Here is a 23,263-nt window from a genome sequence, read left to right on the forward strand (position 1 = left end):
AAACGCTTTAGTTCGATAGAGTGATAAAGGATGGTTGTCATATGATAAATGCAGTAGTAATAGCAGTAATTTTAATGATTGTGCTATGTTTATGTCGATTAAACGTAGTTATAAGCTTATTTATCAGTGCGCTAGTTGGTGGCTTAATTTCAGGCATGAGCATTGAAAAAGTTATAAATGTATTTGGGAAAAATATAGTCGATGGTGCTGAGGTAGCATTAAGCTATGCTTTATTAGGTGGATTTGCAGCATTAATTTCATACAGTGGTATCACAGACTATTTAGTAGGAAAAATTATAAATGCAATTCACGCTGAAAATAGTCGATGGTCAAGAGTTAAAGTCAAAGTGACAATAATCATTGCATTATTAGCTATGAGTATCATGAGTCAAAACTTAATTCCTGTACATATTGCATTCATTCCAATTGTCATCCCACCATTGTTAAGTCTGTTTAATGACTTAAAAATAGATAGACGTTTAATCGGTTTGATTATCGGTTTTGGTTTATGTTTCCCGTATGTGTTATTACCATATGGATTCGGTCAAATTTTCCAGCAAATTATTCAAAGTGGCTTTGCAAAGGCAAATCACCCAATTGAGTTTAATATGATTTGGAAAGCAATGCTTATTCCTTCAATGGGGTATATTGTTGGCTTACTTATCGGTTTATATGTATATCGTAAACCACGTGAATATGAAACACGTAAAATTTCAGATAGTGACAATGTTACAGAGTTAAAACCATATATCTTAATAGTAACAATTGTAGCAATACTAGCTACATTTTTAGTACAAACATTTACAGATTCAATGATTTTTGGTGCACTGGCAGGGGTACTCGTATTCTTTATTTCACGTGCATATAATTGGTATGAATTAGATGCTAAGTTTGTTGAAGGTATTAAAATTATGGCTTATATTGGTGTAGTTATTTTAACAGCAAATGGATTTGCTGGTGTAATGAATGCTACTGGTGATATAGATGAATTAGTTAAAACTTTAACAAGTATTACTGGTGATAATAAATTATTTAGCATTATCATGATGTATGTGATAGGTTTAATTGTCACTTTAGGTATTGGATCATCATTTGCAACAATTCCTATTATCGCATCATTATTCATTCCTTTTGGAGCGTCAATTGGACTAGATACAATGGCATTAATCGCATTGATTGGAACAGCGAGTGCATTAGGTGACTCAGGTTCGCCTGCAAGTGATTCAACATTAGGACCAACTGCGGGATTAAATGTTGATGGCCAACATGATCATATACGTGATACATGTGTACCAAACTTCTTGTTTTATAATATTCCTTTAATGATTTTCGGTACTATTGCTGCTATGGTACTATAAGCATAAAGAGGTGAAAATATGACTCATTTATTAGAGACATTTGAGATGTCAATAGATCACCAGGAAGATGGTTTAGTTGTTATTTCTATGCCTGTTACTGATAAAGTAAAACAACCATTTGGATATTTACATGGTGGGGCTTCGATTGCTTTAGGTGAAACAGCATGTTCATTAGGATCTGCTAATTTAATTGATACAACCAAATTTATTCCATTAGGTTTAGAGATGAATGCTAACCATATTCATTCTGCTAAAGATGGTCGTGTTACTGCGACAGCTGAAATTATTCATCGAGGTAAGTCGACACATGTATGGGATATAAAAATTAAGAATGACAAAGAACAATTAATTACAGTTATGCGTGGTACAGTTGCTATTAAACCTTTAAAATAAAAGAACTGCTAGCTGAAATGTTATGAGATATTCATAACTACGGCTAGCAGTTTTTTTATGCGCTATATTGTTGTAGTTTTAGAAATGCTTGTTCAATGCGTTCGGCAGCTTTACGGCCACCCATAACATTTCTACCAAATGGTCCTAATTCTAAGTCTGCAAAGCATCCTGCGACAAATAGATTTGGTATCCATTCTAATTTTTCGGAAATAACAGGGTAATTACATTCGTTGATAGGTGCATCATAATTTTGTATTAATTGCTTAATAAGTGGTTGTGACATAAAATCTTGTTCAAAACCAGTTGCAACCATAATCTGTTGATATGGAACAGAATCATTTTCAGTGTTAATTACACCACCACTAATTTGAGTGATAGGTGTTTTATGCACATTTATACGACCATTTTTAATATGTTTTTTAAGGCGTAAGTACAGTTCGTGAGGCATTGATCCTTTATGACGTTCGCGTTGTACAATGGCATTTCTTTCAGGCATGCTTTTAGTACTTAAAAATGAAGACATATTTTTCGGACCTAACCAACCAGGATCAGCATCAAAGTCATGTATTTCAATATCTTTATTTAGCCATAAATGAATCTTTTTATCGTTATCATGATTTAACAATTTAAGTGCAAGATGTGCAGCAGTAATGCCGCTACCAACGATATGATCGGTCTTATCATATACTACTTGATCAAGTTCTTTCTCGAAGATATGATTTACATTCTGTTTGTCTTTTAAAATGTCAGGCATAAACGGAATATTTGTACTGCCTATTGCAATAACGACGCAATCTGTAGTGATAATTTGTCCATCTTCTAACTTGATATGCCATTTGTCTTCTTGTTTATCTAAAGTTTGAACTAAACCTTGAACCAAGCAATCCTCTAATTGATATTGTTTAGAAGCATGTGCAATATGATCCATAAACATTGTCAATTCAGGTCGTTGATAAGGACCATAAAAAGCATTTGTATATTGGTGCTGTTTAGCGAATTGTTTTAGATGGAACGGTTGTGGATGTACGTGATGTACAATCGGTGATCTTAAATAAGGCATTTCTATTCGATTTGTATATGAGTTAAACCTTTGGCAAAAAGTTTCGTGTGGGTCAATGATTGTTAATCGGTCTGTTGTTAATCCGCTTGATAATAGTTTTTGTGCGATTGCAGTTCCCTGTATGCCACCGCCGATAATTGTCCAATGCATAATAAAACCTCTCTCTTTTTAAAACGTAATAGTTACGATTTATAATTATTATTATCATAATACATAACGACATGAAAGGCAATTAAATTAAAGAGATATATGTAGATAGGGCGAATCTGTAGTCAAAGAAAAAATCATTGAAAAAGAGGTAACAATGTCAAAAGAAAACAGCAGTAAAATCATTCCTAATTTGGAATCATCTTACTGCTGTTTGTTGTTGATTTATATTCATGATTTTGTTATATAATCTACAATTTTGTGTCTTTTAAGTCTTCCGAAATTTCATCGACTTTAGTCTTTTTAGTATAAGGCGTTTTAATATTATATGCTGCTTTCATAATCATATGACTTGAAAGAGGACCTGTAATTAATACAAAGATAATCGCAACGATTAATTGCATATTTACAAAACCTTGAGTAGCAATAAAATATAAAAACGTACCAAATAGTAATGACATTGCACCTAATGTTGATGCTTTTCCGGCAGCATGTGCACGTGAATATACATCTTCAAGTCTCAATAATCCTATAGCTGCTAGGGCGCTAATTAAAGCACCGATGATAACAAAGATAAGTGCAAGACTAATCAGTATGATTTTGATCATGTTCAATCACCTTACCTTTGTCCATAAATTTAGAGAATACTGCAGTACCTAAAAAAGCTAATATACCAATCATCATAATAACGACAATCATGTATTTAATATTTAATAAAATACTGAATAATGCTATAACTGCCATTAATTGAAGACCAATCGCATCTAATGCGACAACACGATCGGCAAGTGATGGGCCTAGCACAACGCGAATGAGCATAGCTAACATAGAAATGACAACTATGATTAATGCAATAACGATAATAACATTATGATTCATTATATTTCGCCCACCTCTCTTACAATTTTCTCTAATGATGTTTTAATACTTTCTACTTCTTGCTCTTTAGTTGAAAAATCTATGGCATGAATATAAATTTTTGTACGATCGTCACTTACACCAAGCACTACAGTACCAGGTGTTAATGTAATTAAATTAGACAGCAAGACAATTTGCCAATCTTTTTTTAAATCTGTGTGATAAACAAAGAATCCTGGTTCATTTTTAATCGAAGGTTTAATAATAATTTTCAAAACATCAAAATTAGCTTTAATCAGTTCGATTAAGAAAATAATAACTAATTTAATAATACGATATAGCGTGATGACATAAAATCTACCTGGTAACACTCTGTGTAAGAGGTAAACAAGAACTAGGCCAAAGATGAAACCTAACACAAAGTTATTTGTTGTGTAACTATTTGTCACAAACAACCAAAACACTGCGATAATAAAGTTTAATACTAATTGTACAGCCATGTTATTTACCTCCTAATACAGCTTTAACGTAGGTTGATGGATTGTAGAATGTTTCTGCACCAGCTTTTACCATTGGATATAAGTAATCTGCTGACAATCCATATAAAACAGTTATCACAACTGCAACGATTGCAATCGTAGTTAAATATTTGACGTCGACTTTGTTATTAAGATCATATCCTTTTGGTTGACCGAAAAAGCCTTGTAGGAATATGCGAATGACAGAATATAATACGACTAAACTTGATAATAAGACGATGACACCACTTAAATAAAATCCTCTTTCAAATGTTGATTGGACAATAAAAAATTTTCCATAAAAGCCACTGAGTGGGGGAATGCCAGCTAAACTTAATGCTGCGATAAAGAATGACCAACCAAGTACAGGATATCGTTTAATTAAGCCACCAAATTGTCTTAAATCAGCAGTGCCTGTAATTTTAATCATAATTCCGATAAGCAAGAATAATGCAAGTTTTACTAACATGTCGTGCAATGTATAGTAAATAGCCCCAATCATACCTGACTCTGTCATCATTGCAACGCCGACTAAGATCACACCTACAGCAATCATGACATTGTATAGGATGATTTTTTTAATGTTGGCATATGCAACAGCACCGACACAACCAAAGATGATCGTTAATAGTGCTAAGAATAAAATGACATAATGTGAAAAGCTTACATTATCACTAAAGAATAGGCTCAATGTTCTAGCGATTGCATAAACACCAACTTTTGTTAACAAAGCACCAAAGAATGCAATGATTGGAATTGGTGGTGCATAGTATGCACTAGGTAACCAAACAAACATTGGGAATACGCCAGCTTTTGTAGCAAAAACAAAGATAAATAGTATGAAAACGATATTGACTAAGCCACTGTCATGCGCTGAAAGGTTAGCTAATTTATTGCTTATATCTGCTAGATTCAATGTTCCTACTACTGAATATAAAATCGCTACACCCATTACGAAGAAGGATGACGATACAACGTTAACAAGAACATATTTTATTGTTTCTTGTAGTTGAATTTTTGTAGAACCAATTACTAATAAGAAATAAGATGACATTAAAAATACTTCGAAAAATACGAATAGGTTGAAAATGTCACCAGTTGTGAATGCACCAATGATACCTATTAACATAAATAGTACTGAAAAATAATAATAATATCTTTCACGTTCAATACCAATTGTTTGGTATGAATATAAAATCACAATAGCTGTAATAATAATACTAGTAATTATTAGTAGGGCACTGAATATGTCTAATACAAAGACAATACTGTATGGTGCTTTCCATGAACCTAGCTCTACGCGTATTGGTCCATGTTTAACAACATTTGCTAAATTGATAATTGCCGCGACCAAGGTTAATAATGTACCGCCTAGTGCGACATAACGCTTTATAATAGGACGCTTTCCAATAAAGACAAGTAATATGGCTGTAATTACTGGAATAACTAGCGTTAACACAAGCATATTACTTTCAATCATCTTCTGGAACTCCTTTCATACTCTCAACGTTATCTGTGCCTAATTCTTTATATGTTCTAAATGCTAATACTAAGAAAAAGGCTGTTGTCGCAAAGGCGATAACGATTGCTGTTAAAATAAGTGCTTGCGGGATAGGATCAACATAGCTTTTTACGTTCGCTTCATAAATTGGAACAGTACCATGTTTAAGTCCGCCCATAGTTATTAAAAATAAATTTGCTGCATGTGTTAATAGTGTAGTTCCCATAACAATTCGTATCAGACTTTTAGACAAAACGAGATAGACACTAATTGCTGTGAGAATACCACTAACAAAAATCATAATAATTTCCACTATTCGTTCTCTCCAATCGAAATAATAATTGTCATGACAGTACCAACTACTGCACATAAAACACCGAAATCAAAGAATACTGCTGTTGTCATATGAACAGGTTCTAATATAAATAACGGTATATCAAATGTGACATGCGTAAAGAAATTTTTGCCTAAAAACCAACTTGCGATAGGCGTCGCAATACAAAAAACTAATCCGATACCTATCAAGATTTTAAAATCTAATGGGAAAATTTTACGCATTGTTTCTATATCAAATGCAATCGTAATGATAACAAGTGAACTTGCGAATAATAATCCGCCGACGAAACCGCCACCAGGTGTATAATGTCCTGCTAAGAAAAGTGAAAAACCAAAGACCATTACCATGAAAAAGATAATAACTGCAGCAAATTGCAAAATTAGATCATTTTGTTGTCTATTCATGATTTTTCACCTCGTTACCTTGCGTTTGACGCTTTTTACGTAATTTAATCATTGTATATACAGCTAATCCTGCGATACCAAGCACAGATGACTCGAATAAAGTATCCATACCACGGAAATCAACAAGTATGACGTTTACCATGTTTTTACCGTGAGCTAAATCATAAACGTGCTCTTGATAAAACTTAGATATCGATTCAAAATGTCTATTTCCGTATGCAATTAAACCGATAATAATGACGGACAAACCAACACCACCAGCAATTAAAGCATTAGTAAGCTGGAATGAGCGCTTTTCATTATAACGATTTAAATTTGGTAAGTGGTAGAAGCATAATAAGAACAATGCTGTTGAAATAGATTCAACGACAAACTGTGTCAATGCTAAGTCGGGTGCTTTAAAGAATATAAACAATACAGACACAGCATATCCAACTGCACTTAACATAATGATGCTAAATAATCTTGATTTAGCGAAAAGAATTAAAAAGGCAGCACTTAATAATAAAATTACGATACAAACTTCGAAAATTCTAATCGGACTAACGTCTTTAAAATTAATGTTGAAAGGTACTGAGAATATAGTGACAAATGTTAATAAAATTAATGCACCAAAAATGATAACTAAATTATTACGTGAATAATCGGTAACATAGCTATTCGTCATCTTTTCAGAGTAGTTTGGAATAACATTTGCACTTCTGTTGTACCAATAATTGAATGTTAGTTTACCAGGTTGTCGTTGCAACAATTTCACCCAATAACTAAATGTCACAATTAGTAAGATACCTAAAATATAAATCACTAATGTTGATAAAAAGGCAGGCGTTAATCCATGGAACATATGGAATTCAACATCATCAATTACCGTATGATTAATCGAAGATGTAGCTGGTTCAATAATCGAATTAGTTAAAATGCCAGGGAATAAACCAAATACAATTACTAATGTAGCTAAAATAGCTGGTGATAAAAGCATTAATATTGATACTTCGTGTGCTTTTTTAGGTAATTGTTCAGGTTTATATTGTCCGAAAAATATATGCATTATAAATTTAATTGAATATACAAATGTGAAGACACTGCCCACTATACCAATGATTGGGAATAGGTAGCCTAATGTATCAACACTGAATAAATTTGCTTGGCTTGCTGTAAATGTTGTTTCTAAAAATGATTCTTTTGATAAGAAACCATTGAACGGTGGTACACCAGCCATACTTAATGCTGTAATAACAGTGATTGTAAATGAAATAGGCATAATTGTTAGTAAGCCACCTAATTTCTTAACATCACGTGTACCAGTAGAATGATCCACTGCACCTGTAATCATAAATAGGGCACCTTTAAATGTTGCATGGTTGATTAAATGGAATATTGCAGCCGTAAATGCAGCAGCATATATTTTGCTATCATCGCCTTGATAGTGATAACTAATGGCACCGATTCCAAGCATCGCCATAATCATACCTAATTGGGATACTGTTGAAAATGCCAGTATACCTTTCAAGTCTTGTTGTTTTGTTGCGTTTAGCGAAGCCCAGAATAATGTAATTAAACCAACGAGTGTGACAGTCCATACCCAACCTTGCGATGCTGCGAAGATTGGTGTCATTCGAGCGATTAAATATAACCCTGCTTTAACCATTGTTGCTGAATGAAGATAAGCACTGACTGGTGTAGGTGCTTCCATTGCATCTGGTAGCCAAATATAAAATGGAAACTGAGCAGATTTTGTAAAAGCACCAATCATGATTAAAATCATCGCAAAAATGAAGAATGGGCTATTTTGAATTTCAGAAGCATGTTGAATCATGTACTGAATGCTAAATGATTGTGTTGGTATAGCGAGTAAGATGATACCACCTAATAATGATAGACCACCAAATACTGTGATTATGAGCGATTTTTGAGCACCATATATAGATGCTTGTCGTTCGCGCCAGAATGAAATAAGTAAAAAACTAGAAAATGACGTTAGCTCCCAGAATAAATATAGAATAATAACATTATCTGAAAGTACGACACCTAACATTGCACCCATAAATAGTAATAAATAACAATAAAAATTCCCTAGTTGTTCTGACTTACTTAAGTAGCCGATTGAATATAATACTACTAAACTGCCGATTCCTGAAATAAGCAAACTAAAGAGTAAACCTAAGCCATCAAGATATAAATCAAAGTTCATACCAAAATGAGGCATCCAATTTAAGGTTTTCATTACAGTATTACCTGACATCGTCGTTTTAATTAATGTAAGCATATAAATAAATATGACGATAGGGACAGGTAATACGAACCATCCTAAATGTATACGTTTAAAAAATCTATACAGGATAGGAATAATGAGTGCGAATATTAACGGTAATATCACCGCAATATGTAACAAACTCACTATGTTGTCCTCCTTTAAAAAATATTTATGTTATTCATTATACATGAATGATATAGTTCTGAAAAACGTACACACTCCTTGTTGTGCTTTATTTTCAGAAGTATTTAAATAAGAAGAAACACGTCATTTTTTATTTAAAATTTTCTTTGTATTGAAGTGAATAATCTTCTTTTAAGCGTGCTAAACTAGCTAAAGACATTTCAGCATGTTTTGTTTGCTGAGCTTTAAGTTTAGTTTCTAAATCTGTAATTGCTTGTTGAAGTGAATCTTCATAGCGCAATACATCAACATTGAAGTCGCGTAATTGTGAACGTTTCGTATAGCGTTTTTCAAAATGGCTTAATGCTTTGCGGTCATGGAAAAATACACCTTCAGTTTCAGTAGGGTTATGTAAATCACCTTGTTTCGGGTGTTTGATAACTTGTTCAACTTTAACAAGGACATCGTCTCCATTTTCTTCAACAATCGTGACACCATAGCTACCTGTTTTGTGTGAAAATCGATATAGCTTCATGCTATTTTCCTCCCTTAAAAGTATGTTAATATATATGTATCATAACATGAATGGAGAATATAAATGGCTAACTATCCACAGTTAAACAAAGAAGTACAACAAGGTGAAATCAAAGTGGTTATGCACACAAATAAAGGTGACATGACATTCAAATTATTTCCAAATATTGCACCAAAAACAGTTGAAAATTTTGTGACACATGCAAAAAATGGTTATTATGATGGAATCACATTCCACCGTGTCATTAATGACTTCATGATTCAAGGTGGCGATCCAACAGCTACTGGTATGGGTGGCGAAAGTATTTATGGCGGTGCTTTTGAAGATGAATTTTCATTAAATGCATTTAACTTATATGGCGCATTATCAATGGCTAACTCAGGACCTAATACTAATGGTTCACAATTTTTCATTGTTCAAATGAAAGAAGTACCTCAAAATATGTTAAGTCAACTTGCAGATGGTGGCTGGCCTCAACCAATCGTTGATGCATATGGCGAAAAGGGTGGTACACCATGGTTAGATCAAAAACATACAGTATTCGGTCAAATCATTGATGGTGAAACTACATTAGAAGATATTGCAAATACAAAAGTGGGACCACAAGATAAACCACTTCATGATGTTGTAATTGAATCTATTGATGTTGAAGAATAATATCTAAACATAATTAACTACCAACATTTTAAACTCGGATAAAGCTAATTTATGAATGGATTAGTATATATTCCAACGAAAATAAATAAACTAATATGATGAGCAATCTCAATATATTTATCAAGAAAGCACAGTTTTTAAATAGATGTGTATTTTAAAGATAATAGTTGAGGTTGCTTTTTATGTTTTTACAGAGAATTGCTATTCAAATAGTAAATAAATTGAAAACAAAGTAGCTGGATATCATATTGATTTAGATAGGAATTTGTTGCTAATTTTATTTGTAAATCCAAGTTTGTAGAATTCTTATTCATTTATAAAATAATATTCGTATGATTTGATGTTTTAATTAGTCCACCATTTCGATTTGTGCTATGATAATAGTGTTAAGTAAACGAAATAAGGGGTTATTAAGTTGAATAACTACAAAATTGGCCAACATATCAAGGTGCGTGTAACTGGTATTCAACCATACGGTGCGTTTGTTGAGACCCCTAATCATACTGAAGGACTGATTCATATATCAGAAATTATGGATGACTACGTTCATAATTTGAAGAAATTTCTATCAGAAGGCCAAATTGTTAAAGCTAAAATTTTGTCTATAGATGATGAAGGAAAGCTTAATCTATCATTAAAGGATAATGATTACTTCAAAAATTATGAGCGTAAGAAGGAAAAACAATCAGTATTAGATGAAATCAGAGAAACAGAAAAATATGGGTTTCAAACACTTAAAGAACGCTTACCAATCTGGATAAAACAGTCAAAGCGAGCAATTCGAAACGACTAAAGGAACAGATAAATCGTACCGAAAATCATACAAAGGGTCTGAAATGAAAGTTTCTTAGACTATAAAAGAGATTAGTATCTATTAAATTTTATTAGATACTAATCTCTTTTTGTCTACGATAACGTAATATGATTGATTCTATTTACACGTACAAATGGTTTAAGGTGACATATCCATTATCTTTGTTAGATAGAATCGTTGATTTGCAATATTGTATGTGGATTTGTTTTTTTTATTTATTTTAGAAATGAGAACTACAACTTAAAGTATTAAACGAATTGCAACTATATAAACAGATAATTGGAGAATGAAAAAATTACATGTTATAGTCAACTCAATAATTTTAAGGAGGAATTAAGTAATGAAAAGTAAATACGAACCATTGTTTGATAAAGTAGAATTACCAAATGGAGTAGAGTTGAGAAATCGATTTGTGTTAGCCCCTTTAACACATATTTCTTCAAATGATGATGGTACTATTTCAGATGTAGAACTTCCTTATATTGAAAAGCGTTCACAAGATGTTGGTATTACAATTAATGCTGCGAGTAATGTGAGTGATGTCGGAAAAGCATTTCCAGGACAGCCATCAATCGCGCATGACAGTAATATTGAAGGACTAAAACGATTAGCTACAGCAATGAAGAAAAACGGTGCCAAAGCACTCGTACAAATACATCATGGCGGTGCACAAGCATTGCCTGAATTAACACCTGATGGAGACGTCGTAGCACCAAGTCCAATTTCTTTAAAAAGTTTTGGTCAGAAACAAGAACATAGTGCTAGAGAAATGACGAATGAAGAGATTGAACAAGCAATCAAGGATTTTGGTGAAGCAACGCGACGTGCAATTGAAGCAGGGTTTGATGGTGTTGAAATACATGGCGCGAATCATTACTTAATTCATCAATTTGTATCACCATACTATAATAGAAGAAATGATGTATGGGCAAATCAATATAAATTCCCGGTCGCTGTGATTGAAGAAGTACTTAAAGCGAAAGAAGCGTATGGCAATAAAGACTTTATAGTTGGATACAGATTATCTCCAGAGGAAGCGGAGTCTCCAGGAATCACAATGGAAATTACAGAGGAACTCGTTAATAAAATTAGCCATATGCCAATCGACTATATTCATGTTTCAATGATGGATACGCATGCAACGACACGTGAAGGTAAATACGCTGGACAAGAAAGACTGCCTTTAATTCACAAATGGATAAATGGTCGTATGCCACTTATCGGTATTGGTTCAATTTTCACAGCTGACGAAGCTTTAGATGCAGTTGAAAATGTTGGTGTTGACTTAGTAGCCATTGGTAGAGAGCTACTACTGGATTATCAATTTGTTGAAAAAATTAAAGATGGACGGGAAGATGAAATTATTAATTACTTTGATCCAGAGAGAGAAGATAATCATCACTTAACTCCTAATTTATGGCATCAATTTAATGAAGGGTTTTATCCATTACCACGTAAAGATAAATAAGTGTTTAACTGTTACCACTAATGATATTGTGTATGCAATTTGTTAGTGGTTTTCAATATTTATAAATAAAAATATTCTTAGTAAAATATACTTTTGATTAAGTGTAAAATTATCAATTCTTTTGCTTGTAATCATTTAAGTAATTATGTCATTATAAATGTAAGGGTTTTCAAAATAGACAAATTTAATGAAACTTAGTGATTATTTCATCTTTTTTGGTGGAAAAGTATCTGCTTTGAAAACTAATGTAATTATTTGGATAATGTTTCATGTATAATAGTTATAAATGATGAAAAGGGGAGATATGATGACTAAATCTGAAAAAATTATTGAGTTAACAAATCATTACGGAGCACATAATTATTTACCATTGCCAATTGTCATTTCAGAAGCTGAAGGGGTATGGGTTAAAGATCCTGAAGGCAATAAATATATGGATATGTTATCTGCATATTCCGCTGTTAACCAAGGTCATAGACATCCGAAAATTATTCAAGCATTAAAAGATCAAGCTGATAAAGTGACTTTAGTTTCACGTGCTTTTCATAGTGATAACTTAGGTGAATGGTACGAAAAAATTTGTAAACTGGCAGGTAAAGATAAAGCTTTACCAATGAATACAGGTGCTGAAGCAGTAGAAACAGCTTTGAAAGCAGCACGACGCTGGGCATACGATGTTAAAGGAATTGAGCCAAATAAAGCAGAAATCATTGCATTTAATGGTAACTTCCATGGTCGAACAATGGCGCCAGTTTCATTATCTTCAGAAGCAGAATACCAACGTGGTTATGGTCCGTTATTAGATGGATTTAGAAAAGTTGATTTTGGAGATGTAGATGCATTGAAAGCTGCAATTAATGAAAATACTGCAGCAGTTTTAGTAGAACCAATTCAAGGTGAAGCGGGTATAAATATACCGCCAGAAGGATATTTGAAAGCAATTAGAGAATTATGTGATGAACATAATGTCTTATTTATTGCTGACGAAATCCAAGCAGGATTAGGTCGTTCGGGTAAATTATTTGCTACGGATTGGGATAATGTAAAACCTGATGTCTATATTTTAGGTAAAGCACTAGGTGGTGGAGTCTTCCCAATTTCTGTTGTATTAGCAGATAAAGAAGTATTAGATGTCTTTACACCTGGCTCACATGGTTCAACATTTGGTGGTAATCCACTTGCTTGTGCTGCATCAATTGCTGCATTAGATGTTATCGTTGATGAGGATTTACCAGGCCGCTCTTTAGAATTAGGAGATTATTTTAAAGAACAATTAAAGCAAATTGATCATCCATCAATTAAAGAAGTCCGTGGACGTGGTTTGTTTATAGGTGTGGAACTTAATGAAAGTGCTAGACCATATTGTGAAGCTTTGAAAGAAGAAGGCTTATTATGTAAAGAAACGCATGATACTGTCATTCGTTTTGCACCACCATTAATTATTACTAAAGAAGAATTGGACCTTGCACTTGAAAAAATAAGACATGTATTTCAATAATGTCAAAAAGTTGTAACAATCAGTTTGTAAGGGCTTTAAAAAGGAATACGTTATGTTACAATATGTTTGAAAGCGAAATCATTAGGTAAAGAAGAGGCGAAAAGGATCATGACTGAGAACAATAATTTAGTAACTTCTACTCAAGGAATTATTAAAGAAGCATTGCATAAATTGGGATTTGACGAAGGAATGTACGATTTAATTAAAGAACCTTTAAGAATGTTACAAGTGCGTATCCCTGTACGAATGGATGATGGCACAGTAAAAACATTCACAGGTTACCGTGCGCAACATAATGATGCTGTTGGACCAACAAAAGGGGGCGTGCGTTTCCACCCAGATGTTGATGAAGAAGAAGTAAAAGCATTATCAATGTGGATGACTTTGAAATGTGGCATTGTAAACTTACCATACGGTGGTGGTAAGGGTGGTATCGTTTGTGATCCACGTCAAATGAGCATTCATGAAGTTGAACGTTTATCACGCGGATATGTAAGAGCAATTTCACAATTCGTAGGTCCGAACAAAGATATTCCAGCACCAGATGTATTTACAAACTCACAAATTATGGCTTGGATGATGGATGAATATAGTGCATTAGATAAATTTAATTCACCAGGTTTCATCACAGGTAAACCAATTGTATTGGGTGGTTCTCATGGACGCGACAGATCAACTGCACTAGGTGTAGTTATTGCAATTGAACAAGCTGCAAAACGTCGTAATATGCAAATTGAAGGTGCCAAGGTTGTTATTCAAGGTTTCGGTAATGCCGGAAGTTTCTTAGCTAAATTCTTATATGATTTAGGTGCAAAAATTGTAGGTATCTCTGATGCTTACGGTGCATTACACGATCCAAATGGCTTAGATATAGATTATTTATTAGACCGTCGTGATAGTTTTGGTACGGTAACAAATTTATTTGAAGAAACAATCTCAAATAAAGAATTGTTTGAATTAGATTGTGACATTTTAGTACCAGCGGCTATTTCAAACCAAATTACAGAAGACAATGCACATGATATTAAAGCTAGTATCGTTGTTGAAGCTGCTAATGGACCTACAACACCAGAAGCAACACGTATTTTAACTGAACGTGGTATATTATTAGTTCCAGACGTATTAGCAAGTGCTGGTGGTGTAACGGTTTCTTACTTCGAATGGGTACAAAATAATCAAGGTTATTATTGGTCTGAAGAAGAAGTTAATGAAAAGCTACGTGAAAAATTAGAAGCGGCATTTGATACGATTTACGAATTGTCTCAAAACCGAAAAATAGATATGAGACTTGCAGCATATATCATAGGTATTAAACGTACAGCAGAAGCAGCTAGATATCGTGGTTGGGCATAATTAATTATCATATGTGATTTAACGAGCTTGGGACAGAAAACAAAGCCCTAAGCTCGTTAATTTTATTTTAGCAGTAGTTGACTGTAAAACAATGCCCGTGTAACACGCTCTTTTCAAAAATAGTCGGGGCCCCAACACAGAGGCTGGTGGAAAGTCAGCTTACAATAGTGTGCAAGTTGGCGGGGCCCCAACACAGAGGCTGGCGGAAAGTCAGCTTACAATAGTGTGCAAGTTGGGGTGGAGCCCCGACACAGAGAAATTAGCTCCTCAATTTCTACAGACAATGCAAGTTGGCGGGGCCCCAACACAGAAGCTGGCGAAAAGTCAGCTTACAATAGTGTGCAAGTTGGGGTGGGACGACGAAATAAATTTTGCGAAAATATCATTTCTGTCCCACTCCCAAAAAGACAGCAGTAGGATAATTTCAATTTGGAAATATCTTACTGCTGTTTTTTATAGTAATAGCTATATTTTTGTATTTATGTTTTCTAGTTTAACATTACTACTTAATGACTTCTTTATATTTATCAGCGAAATTTGTAAAGACACCATCAACGCCATATTTATTTAATCGTAACATATCAGCTTTTTCATTCACTGTATAAGGATGTACTATAAATCCTAAGTCTTTTAAATGATGGGTATTTTGTTCAGTTAAATCTGTATAATCAGGACCTAATCCAATCGCATAAGAGCGTATCTCTTTTAAGCGTTGGTCGTTAAATTGTTGTAGTTCACCTTTATCAACTAATTTTACTAATGGCACATGCTTATTTTGACGATGAATTTTCTTTAAACTTTCGTCAGAAAATGATTGAATCATTACATGTCCATTTTTTAATTTATTGTTATTTAAAAGGTGATGCTTTTTCAATGAAGCTAATAATTGTTCTTCCATTCCTGGGTATACATCAGGTGACTTTGTTTCAATATAATAGTTTGCATTCGGGCCATAACGTTCTAAAATTTCATCTAAAGTGGGTACTTTAGCATTTTTATAACTTGCTCTTGCGTATTTTGGATATTTTTTATTAAACCAACTTCCTGCATCTAACTGTTTTAATTCATCAAGGGTATAATCCTCAACTTTACCGTGTCCATTTGTTGTACGGTTAACAGTTTCATCATGCATAGCAACTAAATGGCCATCTTTGGTACGTTGTAAATCAATTTCGATATAAGATGCTTTTAACTCATTATGACTCTTATCATATGCTTGAAACGTATGCTCGGGTGCATAGCCACTTGCGCCACGATGTGCGATAGTAGTGAATCGCTCATTCGTTAAATTTGTATGCCATTGAATAGCCTGAGGTTTATTTGCAATTTGATTTGTTTGTTCAGCGCCAGCAGTAGGTACTGATAAAAATCCCATAGTAAAAACAGCAGAAGCAGCCATAAATTTAGTGAAGCTTTTCGAAGAGTTAGTCATAGTCTTTATCCTTTCATCTCTTTATTTGTAGTCTAACAATTTTAAAATACTACAAAAACCTGCTTGTGAAAACGCTTTACACATTTCTTTTACAATTTATAACATTTTTGTAATATAAATTTAAAAGAATTATCAAACATTTTAGGAATCTTAAAAATGTGATGTTCAACAAGACGAAGAGAGCATTAAAATACCCACAATGTAATTTTAATAGACATTGTGGGTAGGTAGATTAACGTATTTATTGTGATAGTAATTGTTTAGCAACATCAAGTTGTTGTTTGACCGATGATTGACCTGTTGAACCGTAACTTTGACGTCGTTTTAAACAATTTTCAGGCTGCAAATAATCGTAAATATCGGCATCAATACTAGAATGATGTTGTTGATATGTTGCTAAAGGAACATCTAATAAATAATGACCTTGTTGTATACATTCTAAGACGATTTTTCCTACAATTTCATGTGCAGTTCTAAATGGAATATTTTTAGTTACTAAATAATCTGCTAGTTCCGTTGCATTTGAAAAATCTTCTTTAACAGTTTGATTGAGTCGTTCTTTATTAATTGTCATCGTTTGAATCATACCTTCGAAAATACGTAAAGAACCTTTAATTGTATGGACAGCATCGAATAAACCTTCTTTATCTTCCTGCATATCTTTGTTATATGCTAGAGGTAATCCTTTTAAAGTCATAAGCATGCTCATTAAATGACCAGTCGTTCGACCAACTTTACCTCTAATTAATTCTGCCATATCAGGATTTTTCTTTTGTGGCATAATAGATGAGCCAGTTGAAAATGCATCTGATAATGTAATGAATTTAGCTTCGTCTGTGGACCAGAAAATAATTTCCTCTGCAAAGCGTGATAAGTGAACCATCGTTAAAGAAATATTATGCAATGTTTCAATAATATAGTCTCTGTCACTAACAGCATCTAGGCTATTCTCATAGAGACTGCCAAAGTTCAACAATGCTGTTGTCTCGTGTCTATCGATAGGGTATGTGGTACCACTTAAGGCTGCTGCACCTAAAGGATTAATATCGATTCGTTTTAAATTATCTTCAAATCGTTGTTGGTCTCGTTGTAACATCCAAAAATAAGTCATAATATGATGTGCAAATGAAATTGGCTGTGCACGCTGTAAATGAGTATAACCAGGCATAATTGTATCAACATTATTGGAAGCGATGTCTACAATTACACTTTGTAACGACTTAATTAATGCGATGATATCTTGCACTTGTTTCTTAGTGTACAAGTGCATGTCTGTTGCAACTTGATCGTTTCTACTGCGTCCAGTATGCAACTTACCACCAGCATCACCGATACGTTTAATTAATTCATGTTCAATATTTAAATGAATATCTTCTAATGATGCACTAAATTGAATTTGATCTTGATGATAATCATGTTGAATAGATTTTAGTCCTTGTATAATTTGTTCGCTGTCTTGTTGACTAATAATGCCTTGATTCGCAAGCATAGTTGCATGTGCAATGCTGCCTTCGATATCTTGATCTATGAGCGTTTGATCAAAAGTAATGGATGCGTTAAAGTCGTCAACCCACTCTTCAGGTTGTACTTCAAATCTACCGCCCCAAGCTTTATTGCTCATTGCTATAGCCTCCATGCAACATCGCATTTACTTGAGTAGGTAAACCATAGATATCGATAAAGCCAACAGCAGCGTCTTGATTAAATGCATCTTCTTTTGTATAAGTTGCTAATTTTTCATCATATAATGTGTAAGGTGATTTTCTACCATTCACGATGGCATTACCTTTGAATAATTTAATTCTGACATCACCACTTACGTATTGCTGAGTACTATCAATAAATAATTTCAAGCTATCAGTTAAAGGTGAGAACCAAAGTCCATTGTATAGTTGTTCAGCAAATTGCTTCTCAATGATTGGTTTAAAGTGTGCGACATCTTTCGTTAACGTAATCGTTTCTAATGCTTTATGCGCTTTTAAAATAACTTCTGCAGCAGGTGCCTCATAAATTTCTCTTGATTTGATACCTACAAGTCTATTTTCTACATGGTCAATTCTTCCGATACCATGCTTACCAGCTAATGCATTCAACGTTAAAATTAAATCGTCTAATTCATATGTTTTGCCATCAATTTGAACTGGGATGCCTTTATCAAACGTTAAAATGATTTCATCAGCAGTATCTGGTGTTTCTTCTAAAGCATTTGTTAGATCGAACGCATCCTCTGGTGGCGCAGCATAAGGATCTTCTAAAATACCACATTCATTCGCTCTGCCCCATAGATTTTGATCGATAGAATAAGGTGAATCATGGTTGATTGATACAGGGATATTATGTTTAATTGCATAATCGATTTCTTCTTCACGACTCCATGCCCACTCACGTACAGGTGCGAATGCTTTCAATGATGGGTTTAATGCTTTAATGGCAACTTCGAAACGTACTTGGTCATTCCCTTTACCAGTACAACCATGTGCAATACCTACTGAATTTGTTTTCTCAGCAATCTCTACTAATTTTTTAGCGATTAATGGTCTTGATAAAGCTGAAACTAATGGATATGCATTTTCATACATTAAATTTCCTTTGATTGCATAACTTACATACTCATCACTAAATTCTTTTGTTGCATCAATAATATGACATTCAACTGCTCCCATATCTAAAGCTTTTTTATAAACGATGTCTAAATCTTTACCTTCACCAACATCTAGGCAACAAGCTACAACGTCGTATCCTTTGTCGATAAGCCATTGAACGGCCACACTTGTATCTAGTCCTCCTGAATATGCTAAAACAATTTTCTCTTTCATAAAATTCACCTCATTGTAGTTATCTGAATATTTCGTATGAACACATGATAGCAAACTTTTAATGAAAATAAAACCATTATTTTACATATTTATTCATAAAATGCGATAGAGATAGTTAGAGTTGTAAGTGTAAATGCTTATTTATCAATGTTTAAAAGTATTTTAAAAAACATGCAAATTGTATAAAAAATGTTTGAGTGTTTGACGCCAGTTTGAAATGTTTGTTGAAAAATAGGTGTGAAACGTCACATAAATATCAATTTTATTGATTAAGTACAAACTTGTGAATTGAATCGCAAACGTAAACTTAGTAAAATTAAGATATTAAATGAAACAGGAGGCTTTTATAGATGACTCATATTCAATTAGATTTTAGTAAAACGTTAGAATTTTTCGGTGAACACGAATTAAAACAACAACAAGAAATTGTTAAATCAATTCACAAAACAATTCATGAAGGTACTGGTGCAGGTAGTGACTTCTTAGGCTGGATTGATTTACCAGTTGATTACGACAAAGAAGAATTTTCAAGAATTGTTGAAGCATCAAAACGCATTAAAGAAAATTCTGATGTTTTAGTAGTCATCGGTATTGGTGGTTCTTACTTAGGTGCACGTGCAGCAATCGAAATGTTAACGTCATCATTTAGAAACAGCAATGAATACCCTGAAATTGTATTTGTTGGTAATCACTTATCATCAACATATACGAAAGAGTTAGTTGATTATTTAGCAGACAAAGATTTCTCTGTAAACGTTATTTCTAAATCTGGTACAACTACAGAACCAGCAGTTGCATTTAGATTGTTCAAACAATTAGTTGAAGAAAGATACGGTAAAGAAGAAGCACAAAAACGTATATTTGCAACAACGGATAAAGAAAAAGGTGCTTTAAAACAGTTGGCTACAAACGAAGGTTATGAAACGTTTATCGTACCTGATGATGTAGGTGGAAGATATTCTGTTTTAACAGCAGTAGGATTATTACCAATTGCAACAGCTGGAATTAACATCGAAGCTATGATGATTGGTGCTGCAAAAGCACGTGAAGAATTATCTTCAGATAAATTAGAAGAAAACATTGCATACCAATATGCGACAATTCGAAACATTTTATATGCAAAAGGTTATACAACAGAAATGTTGATTAACTATGAACCATCTATGCAATACTTTAATGAATGGTGGAAACAATTATTTGGTGAATCAGAAGGTAAAGACTTCAAAGGTATCTATCCTTCAAGTGCCAACTACACAACTGATTTACATTCTTTAGGTCAATATGTACAAGAAGGCCGTCGCTTCTTATTCGAAACAGTTGTAAAAGTAAATCATCCTAAATATGATATTACTATTGAAAAAGATAGTGATGATCTAGACGGATTAAATTATTTAGCTGGTAAAACAATCGACGAAGTTAACACAAAAGCATTCGAAGGTACATTATTAGCGCATACTGATGGTGGTGTTCCTAACATGGTAGTGAACATTCCACAATTAGATGAAGAAACTTTCGGTTACGTCGTATACTTCTTCGAACTTGCTTGTGCAATGAGTGGATACCAATTAGGCGTAAATCCATTTAACCAACCTGGTGTAGAAGCATATAAACAAAACATGTTCGCATTATTAGGTAAACCTGGTTTTGAAGACTTGAAAAAAGAATTAGAAGAACGTTTATAAAATACATTACTTCAAAGATTAGTGAAGTTTGAAAAGATAGAACTAGACGTTAACTATTTAAAGCATATTTTCGAGGTTGTCATTACAAATGTAAAAATGTAATGACAACCTCGTTTTTATTTATATGCAAGAACTAGGTTACTAGCTAATGTGACAAGATGTTAAGAGAAAATTAAAGATAAAATAATATCTGCCTTACAATAATATTGTTATACTACTAGAGACTGATTTATTAGCATGATTACATGTTAATGTTTCTTTACTTAGTAATTAACTTTATAATGTAAGAATAATTATCTTCAACCAAAGAAAGGGATTGATGATTTGTCGTTTCATCAAGTAGAAGAATGGTTTGAGATATTTCGACAGTTTGGTTATTTACCTGGATTTATATTGTTATATATTAGAGCTATAATTCCAGTATTTCCTTTAGCACTCTATATTTTAATTAACATTCAAGCTTATGGACCTATTTTAGGTATATTGATTAGTTGGCTTGGATTAATTTCTGGAACATTTACAGTCTATTTGATCTGTAAACGATTGGTGAACACTGAGAGGATGCAGCGAATTAAACAACGTACTGCTGTTCAACGCTTGATTAGTTTTATTGATCGCCAAGGATTAATCCCATTGTTTATTTTACTTTGTTTTCCTTTTACGCCAAATACATTAATAAATTTTGTAGCGAGTCTATCTCATATTAGACCTAAATATTATTTCATTGTTTTGGCATCATCAAAGTTAGTTTCAACAATTATTTTAGGTTATTTAGGTAAGGAAATTACTACAATTTTAACGCATCCTTTAAGAGGGATATTAATGTTAGTTGTGTTGGTTGTATTTTGGATTGTTGGAAAAAAGTTAGAACAGCATTTTATGGGATCGAAAAAGGAGTGACATCGTGAAAAAAGTTGTAAAATATTTGATTTCATTGATACTTGCTATTATCATTGTACTGTTCGTACAAACTTTTGTAATAGTTGGTCATGTCATTCCGAATAATGATATGTCACCAACCCTTAACAAAGGGGATCGTGTTATTGTAAATAAAATTAAAGTTACATTTAATCAATTGAATAATGGTGATATCATTACATATAGGCGTGGTAACGAGATATATACTAGTCGAATTATTGCCAAACCTGGTCAATCAATGGCGTTTCGTCAGGGACAATTATACCGTGATGACCGACCGGTTGACGCATCTTATGCCAAGAACAGAAAAATTAAAGATTTTAGTTTGCGCAATTTTAAAGAATTAGATGGTGATATTATTCCGCCAAACAATTTTGTTGTGCTAAATGATCAAGATAATAACAAGCACGATTCAAGACAATTTGGTTTAATCGATAAAAAGGATATTATTGGTAATGTTAGTTTACGATACTATCCTTTTTCAAAATGGACTGTTCAGTTCAAATCTTAAAAAGAGGTGTCAAAATTGAAAAAAGAAATATTGGAATGGATTATTTCAATTGCAGTCGCTTTTGTCATTTTATTTATAGTAGGTAAATTTATTGTTACGCCATATACAATTAAAGGTGAATCAATGGATCCAACTTTGAAAGATGGCGAGCGAGTAGCTGTAAACATTGTTGGATATAAAACAGGTGGTTTGGAAAAAGGTAATGTAGTTGTCTTCCATGCAAACAAAAATGATGACTATGTTAAACGTGTCATCGGTGTTCCTGGTGATAAAGTAGAATACAAAAATGATACATTATATGTCAATGGTAAAAAACAAGATGAACCATATTTAAACTACAATTTAAAACATAAACAAGGTGATTACATTACTGGGACTTTCCAAGTTAAAGATTTACCGAATGCGAATCCTAAATCAAATGTCATTCCAAAAGGTAAATATTTAGTGCTTGGAGATAATCGTGAAGTAAGTAAAGATAGCCGTGCGTTTGGCCTCATTGATGAAGACCAAATTGTTGGTAAAGTTTCATTTAGGTTCTGGCCATTTAGTGAATTTAAACATAATTTCAATCCTGAAAATACTAAAAATTAATATGAAACAAATACAACATCGTTTGTCGGTTTTAA

At 33.2% G+C, this 23,263-nt stretch carries 23 protein-coding genes; 11 read left to right on the plus strand and 12 right to left on the minus strand.

What is annotated here, in order from left to right; genetic code table 11:
• Nucleotides 1-41 precede the first annotated feature (41 nt).
• Together AA076_RS04615 and AA076_RS04620 are read left to right on the plus strand one after the other, a co-directional pair.
• Complete coding sequence (locus AA076_RS04615; RefSeq protein WP_000606324.1) at nt 42-1,358, plus strand: Na+/H+ antiporter family protein; 1,317 nt, start codon at nt 42-44, stop codon at nt 1,356-1,358.
• 18 nt (nt 1,359-1,376) lie between these two features.
• Nucleotides 1,377-1,751, plus strand: a complete 375-nt coding sequence (locus AA076_RS04620) for a PaaI family thioesterase (RefSeq protein ID WP_000149295.1) — start codon at nt 1,377-1,379, stop codon at nt 1,749-1,751.
• Between the two features lie 55 nt (nt 1,752-1,806).
• Here AA076_RS04620 and AA076_RS04625 read toward each other — a convergent pair whose 3' ends face one another.
• The 9 genes from AA076_RS04625 to AA076_RS04665 all read right to left on the minus strand — a co-directional run bounded on the left by AA076_RS04625 (nt 1,807) and on the right by AA076_RS04665 (nt 9,488).
• Nucleotides 1,807-2,961, minus strand: a complete 1,155-nt coding sequence (locus tag AA076_RS04625) for an FAD/NAD(P)-binding protein (protein WP_000558769.1) — start codon at nt 2,959-2,961, stop codon at nt 1,807-1,809.
• Nucleotides 2,962-3,209: 248 nt separating this feature from the next.
• A complete protein-coding gene (gene mnhG1 / locus AA076_RS04630; protein ID WP_000590451.1) occupies nt 3,210-3,566 on the minus strand; it encodes a Na+/H+ antiporter Mnh1 subunit G in 357 nt (118 codons plus the stop codon).
• Nucleotides 3,544-3,837, minus strand: coding sequence for a Na+/H+ antiporter Mnh1 subunit F (gene mnhF1, locus AA076_RS04635; RefSeq protein ID WP_001016306.1), 294 nt, complete (start codon nt 3,835-3,837; stop codon nt 3,544-3,546). Before mnhF1 ends, mnhG1 begins: the two co-directional genes overlap by 23 nt.
• A complete protein-coding gene (gene mnhE1, locus AA076_RS04640) occupies nt 3,837-4,316 on the minus strand; it encodes a Na+/H+ antiporter Mnh1 subunit E (protein WP_000290674.1) in 480 nt (159 codons plus the stop codon). Before mnhE1 ends, mnhF1 begins: the two co-directional genes overlap by 1 nt.
• Before the next feature lies 1 nt (nt 4,317).
• Nucleotides 4,318-5,814: a Na+/H+ antiporter Mnh1 subunit D gene (gene mnhD1, locus AA076_RS04645; protein ID WP_000573077.1), complete on the minus strand. Its 1,497-nt coding sequence runs from the start codon at nt 5,812-5,814 to the stop codon at nt 4,318-4,320.
• Nucleotides 5,807-6,148, minus strand: coding sequence for a Na+/H+ antiporter Mnh1 subunit C (gene mnhC1, locus AA076_RS04650; RefSeq protein WP_000402803.1), 342 nt, complete (start codon nt 6,146-6,148; stop codon nt 5,807-5,809). Before mnhC1 ends, mnhD1 begins: the two co-directional genes overlap by 8 nt.
• Nucleotides 6,148-6,576, minus strand: coding sequence for a Na+/H+ antiporter Mnh1 subunit B (gene mnhB1 / locus AA076_RS04655; protein WP_001081626.1), 429 nt, complete (start codon nt 6,574-6,576; stop codon nt 6,148-6,150). The genes mnhC1 and mnhB1 overlap by 1 nt, the downstream gene beginning before the upstream one ends.
• Complete coding sequence (gene mnhA1, locus AA076_RS04660; protein WP_000054609.1) at nt 6,569-8,974, minus strand: Na+/H+ antiporter Mnh1 subunit A; 2,406 nt, start codon at nt 8,972-8,974, stop codon at nt 6,569-6,571. The genes mnhB1 and mnhA1 overlap by 8 nt, the downstream gene beginning before the upstream one ends.
• Nucleotides 8,975-9,104: 130 nt before the next feature.
• On the minus strand, nt 9,105-9,488 hold the full coding sequence (locus tag AA076_RS04665; protein WP_000781156.1) for a kinase-associated lipoprotein B: 384 nt from the start codon (nt 9,486-9,488) through the stop codon (nt 9,105-9,107).
• Nucleotides 9,489-9,551: 63 nt separating this feature from the next.
• On the opposite strand from AA076_RS04665, the gene AA076_RS04670 reads away from it, so the two are divergent.
• The 5 genes from AA076_RS04670 (at nt 9,552) to AA076_RS04690 (ending at nt 15,278) form a co-directional block, all read left to right on the plus strand.
• Nucleotides 9,552-10,145: a peptidylprolyl isomerase gene (locus tag AA076_RS04670; protein WP_000035058.1), complete on the plus strand. Its 594-nt coding sequence runs from the start codon at nt 9,552-9,554 to the stop codon at nt 10,143-10,145.
• Nucleotides 10,146-10,560: 415 nt separating this feature from the next.
• Entirely contained in the window at nt 10,561-10,938 is a 378-nt protein-coding gene (gene ygs, locus AA076_RS04675) for a S1 domain-containing post-transcriptional regulator Ygs (protein WP_001067294.1), read from the plus strand.
• Between the two features lie 361 nt (nt 10,939-11,299).
• Entirely contained in the window at nt 11,300-12,427 is a 1,128-nt protein-coding gene (locus tag AA076_RS04680) for an NADH-dependent flavin oxidoreductase (protein WP_000838037.1), read from the plus strand.
• A 307-nt stretch (nt 12,428-12,734) separates the two neighbouring features.
• Nucleotides 12,735-13,925: an ornithine--oxo-acid transaminase gene (locus AA076_RS04685; protein ID WP_000167314.1), complete on the plus strand. Its 1,191-nt coding sequence runs from the start codon at nt 12,735-12,737 to the stop codon at nt 13,923-13,925.
• Between the two features lie 108 nt (nt 13,926-14,033).
• The gene (locus AA076_RS04690; protein ID WP_000138487.1) at nt 14,034-15,278 is read left to right on the plus strand and encodes a Glu/Leu/Phe/Val family dehydrogenase; all 1,245 of its coding nucleotides are present in this window, start codon (nt 14,034-14,036) and stop codon (nt 15,276-15,278) included.
• Nucleotides 15,279-15,780: 502 nt separating this feature from the next.
• On the opposite strand, the gene AA076_RS04700 is transcribed toward AA076_RS04690, so the two are convergent.
• The 3 genes from AA076_RS04700 to AA076_RS04710 form a co-directional block, all read right to left on the minus strand.
• On the minus strand, nt 15,781-16,710 hold the full coding sequence (locus AA076_RS04700) for a glycerophosphodiester phosphodiesterase (protein WP_000185319.1): 930 nt from the start codon (nt 16,708-16,710) through the stop codon (nt 15,781-15,783).
• Between the two features lie 241 nt (nt 16,711-16,951).
• On the minus strand, nt 16,952-18,331 hold the full coding sequence (gene argH / locus AA076_RS04705) for an argininosuccinate lyase (protein WP_002871011.1): 1,380 nt from the start codon (nt 18,329-18,331) through the stop codon (nt 16,952-16,954).
• Entirely contained in the window at nt 18,321-19,526 is a 1,206-nt protein-coding gene (locus AA076_RS04710) for an argininosuccinate synthase (RefSeq protein ID WP_000660045.1), read from the minus strand. The genes argH and AA076_RS04710 overlap by 11 nt, the downstream gene beginning before the upstream one ends.
• A 350-nt stretch (nt 19,527-19,876) precedes the next feature.
• Here AA076_RS04710 and AA076_RS04715 point away from each other — a divergent pair, with 350 nt between their 5' ends.
• From AA076_RS04715 to lepB (AA076_RS04730), 4 genes are all read left to right on the plus strand, one after another.
• Entirely contained in the window at nt 19,877-21,208 is a 1,332-nt protein-coding gene (locus tag AA076_RS04715) for a glucose-6-phosphate isomerase (protein ID WP_000148849.1), read from the plus strand.
• A 324-nt stretch (nt 21,209-21,532) separates the two neighbouring features.
• On the plus strand, nt 21,533-22,108 hold the full coding sequence (locus tag AA076_RS04720) for a TVP38/TMEM64 family protein (protein ID WP_000007967.1): 576 nt from the start codon (nt 21,533-21,535) through the stop codon (nt 22,106-22,108).
• 4 nt (nt 22,109-22,112) lie between these two features.
• Nucleotides 22,113-22,637: a signal peptidase I gene (lepB, locus tag AA076_RS04725; RefSeq protein ID WP_000758215.1), complete on the plus strand. Its 525-nt coding sequence runs from the start codon at nt 22,113-22,115 to the stop codon at nt 22,635-22,637.
• 15 nt (nt 22,638-22,652) lie between these two features.
• Nucleotides 22,653-23,228 (plus strand): signal peptidase I, encoded by a 576-nt coding sequence (gene lepB / locus AA076_RS04730; protein WP_000711486.1) that lies wholly within the window; start codon nt 22,653-22,655, stop codon nt 23,226-23,228.
• The last annotated feature ends 35 nt before the right edge of the window (nt 23,229-23,263 follow it).

This window comes from Staphylococcus aureus, from assembly GCF_001027105.1.
Lineage (GTDB): Bacteria > Bacillota > Bacilli > Staphylococcales > Staphylococcaceae > Staphylococcus > Staphylococcus aureus.

Coding starts and splice junctions, on each gene's coding strand:
- AA076_RS04615 (WP_000606324.1), top strand. CDS start 42: ATGATAAATGCAGTAGTAATAGCAGTAATTTTAATGATTGTGCTATGT.
- AA076_RS04620 (WP_000149295.1), top strand. CDS start 1,377: ATGACTCATTTATTAGAGACATTTGAGATGTCAATAGATCACCAGGAA.
- AA076_RS04625 (WP_000558769.1), bottom strand. CDS start 2,961: ATGCATTGGACAATTATCGGCGGTGGCATACAGGGAACTGCAATCGCA.
- mnhG1 (WP_000590451.1), bottom strand. CDS start 3,566: ATGATCAAAATCATACTGATTAGTCTTGCACTTATCTTTGTTATCATC.
- mnhF1 (WP_001016306.1), bottom strand. CDS start 3,837: ATGAATCATAATGTTATTATCGTTATTGCATTAATCATAGTTGTCATT.
- mnhE1 (WP_000290674.1), bottom strand. CDS start 4,316: ATGGCTGTACAATTAGTATTAAACTTTATTATCGCAGTGTTTTGGTTG.
- mnhD1 (WP_000573077.1), bottom strand. CDS start 5,814: ATGATTGAAAGTAATATGCTTGTGTTAACGCTAGTTATTCCAGTAATT.
- mnhB1 (WP_001081626.1), bottom strand. CDS start 6,576: ATGAATAGACAACAAAATGATCTAATTTTGCAATTTGCTGCAGTTATT.
- AA076_RS04665 (WP_000781156.1), bottom strand. CDS start 9,488: ATGAAGCTATATCGATTTTCACACAAAACAGGTAGCTATGGTGTCACG.
- AA076_RS04670 (WP_000035058.1), top strand. CDS start 9,552: ATGGCTAACTATCCACAGTTAAACAAAGAAGTACAACAAGGTGAAATC.
- AA076_RS04680 (WP_000838037.1), top strand. CDS start 11,300: ATGAAAAGTAAATACGAACCATTGTTTGATAAAGTAGAATTACCAAAT.
- AA076_RS04685 (WP_000167314.1), top strand. CDS start 12,735: ATGACTAAATCTGAAAAAATTATTGAGTTAACAAATCATTACGGAGCA.
- AA076_RS04690 (WP_000138487.1), top strand. CDS start 14,034: ATGACTGAGAACAATAATTTAGTAACTTCTACTCAAGGAATTATTAAA.
- AA076_RS04700 (WP_000185319.1), bottom strand. CDS start 16,710: ATGACTAACTCTTCGAAAAGCTTCACTAAATTTATGGCTGCTTCTGCT.
- argH (WP_002871011.1), bottom strand. CDS start 18,331: ATGAGCAATAAAGCTTGGGGCGGTAGATTTGAAGTACAACCTGAAGAG.
- AA076_RS04710 (WP_000660045.1), bottom strand. CDS start 19,526: ATGAAAGAGAAAATTGTTTTAGCATATTCAGGAGGACTAGATACAAGT.
- AA076_RS04715 (WP_000148849.1), top strand. CDS start 19,877: ATGACTCATATTCAATTAGATTTTAGTAAAACGTTAGAATTTTTCGGT.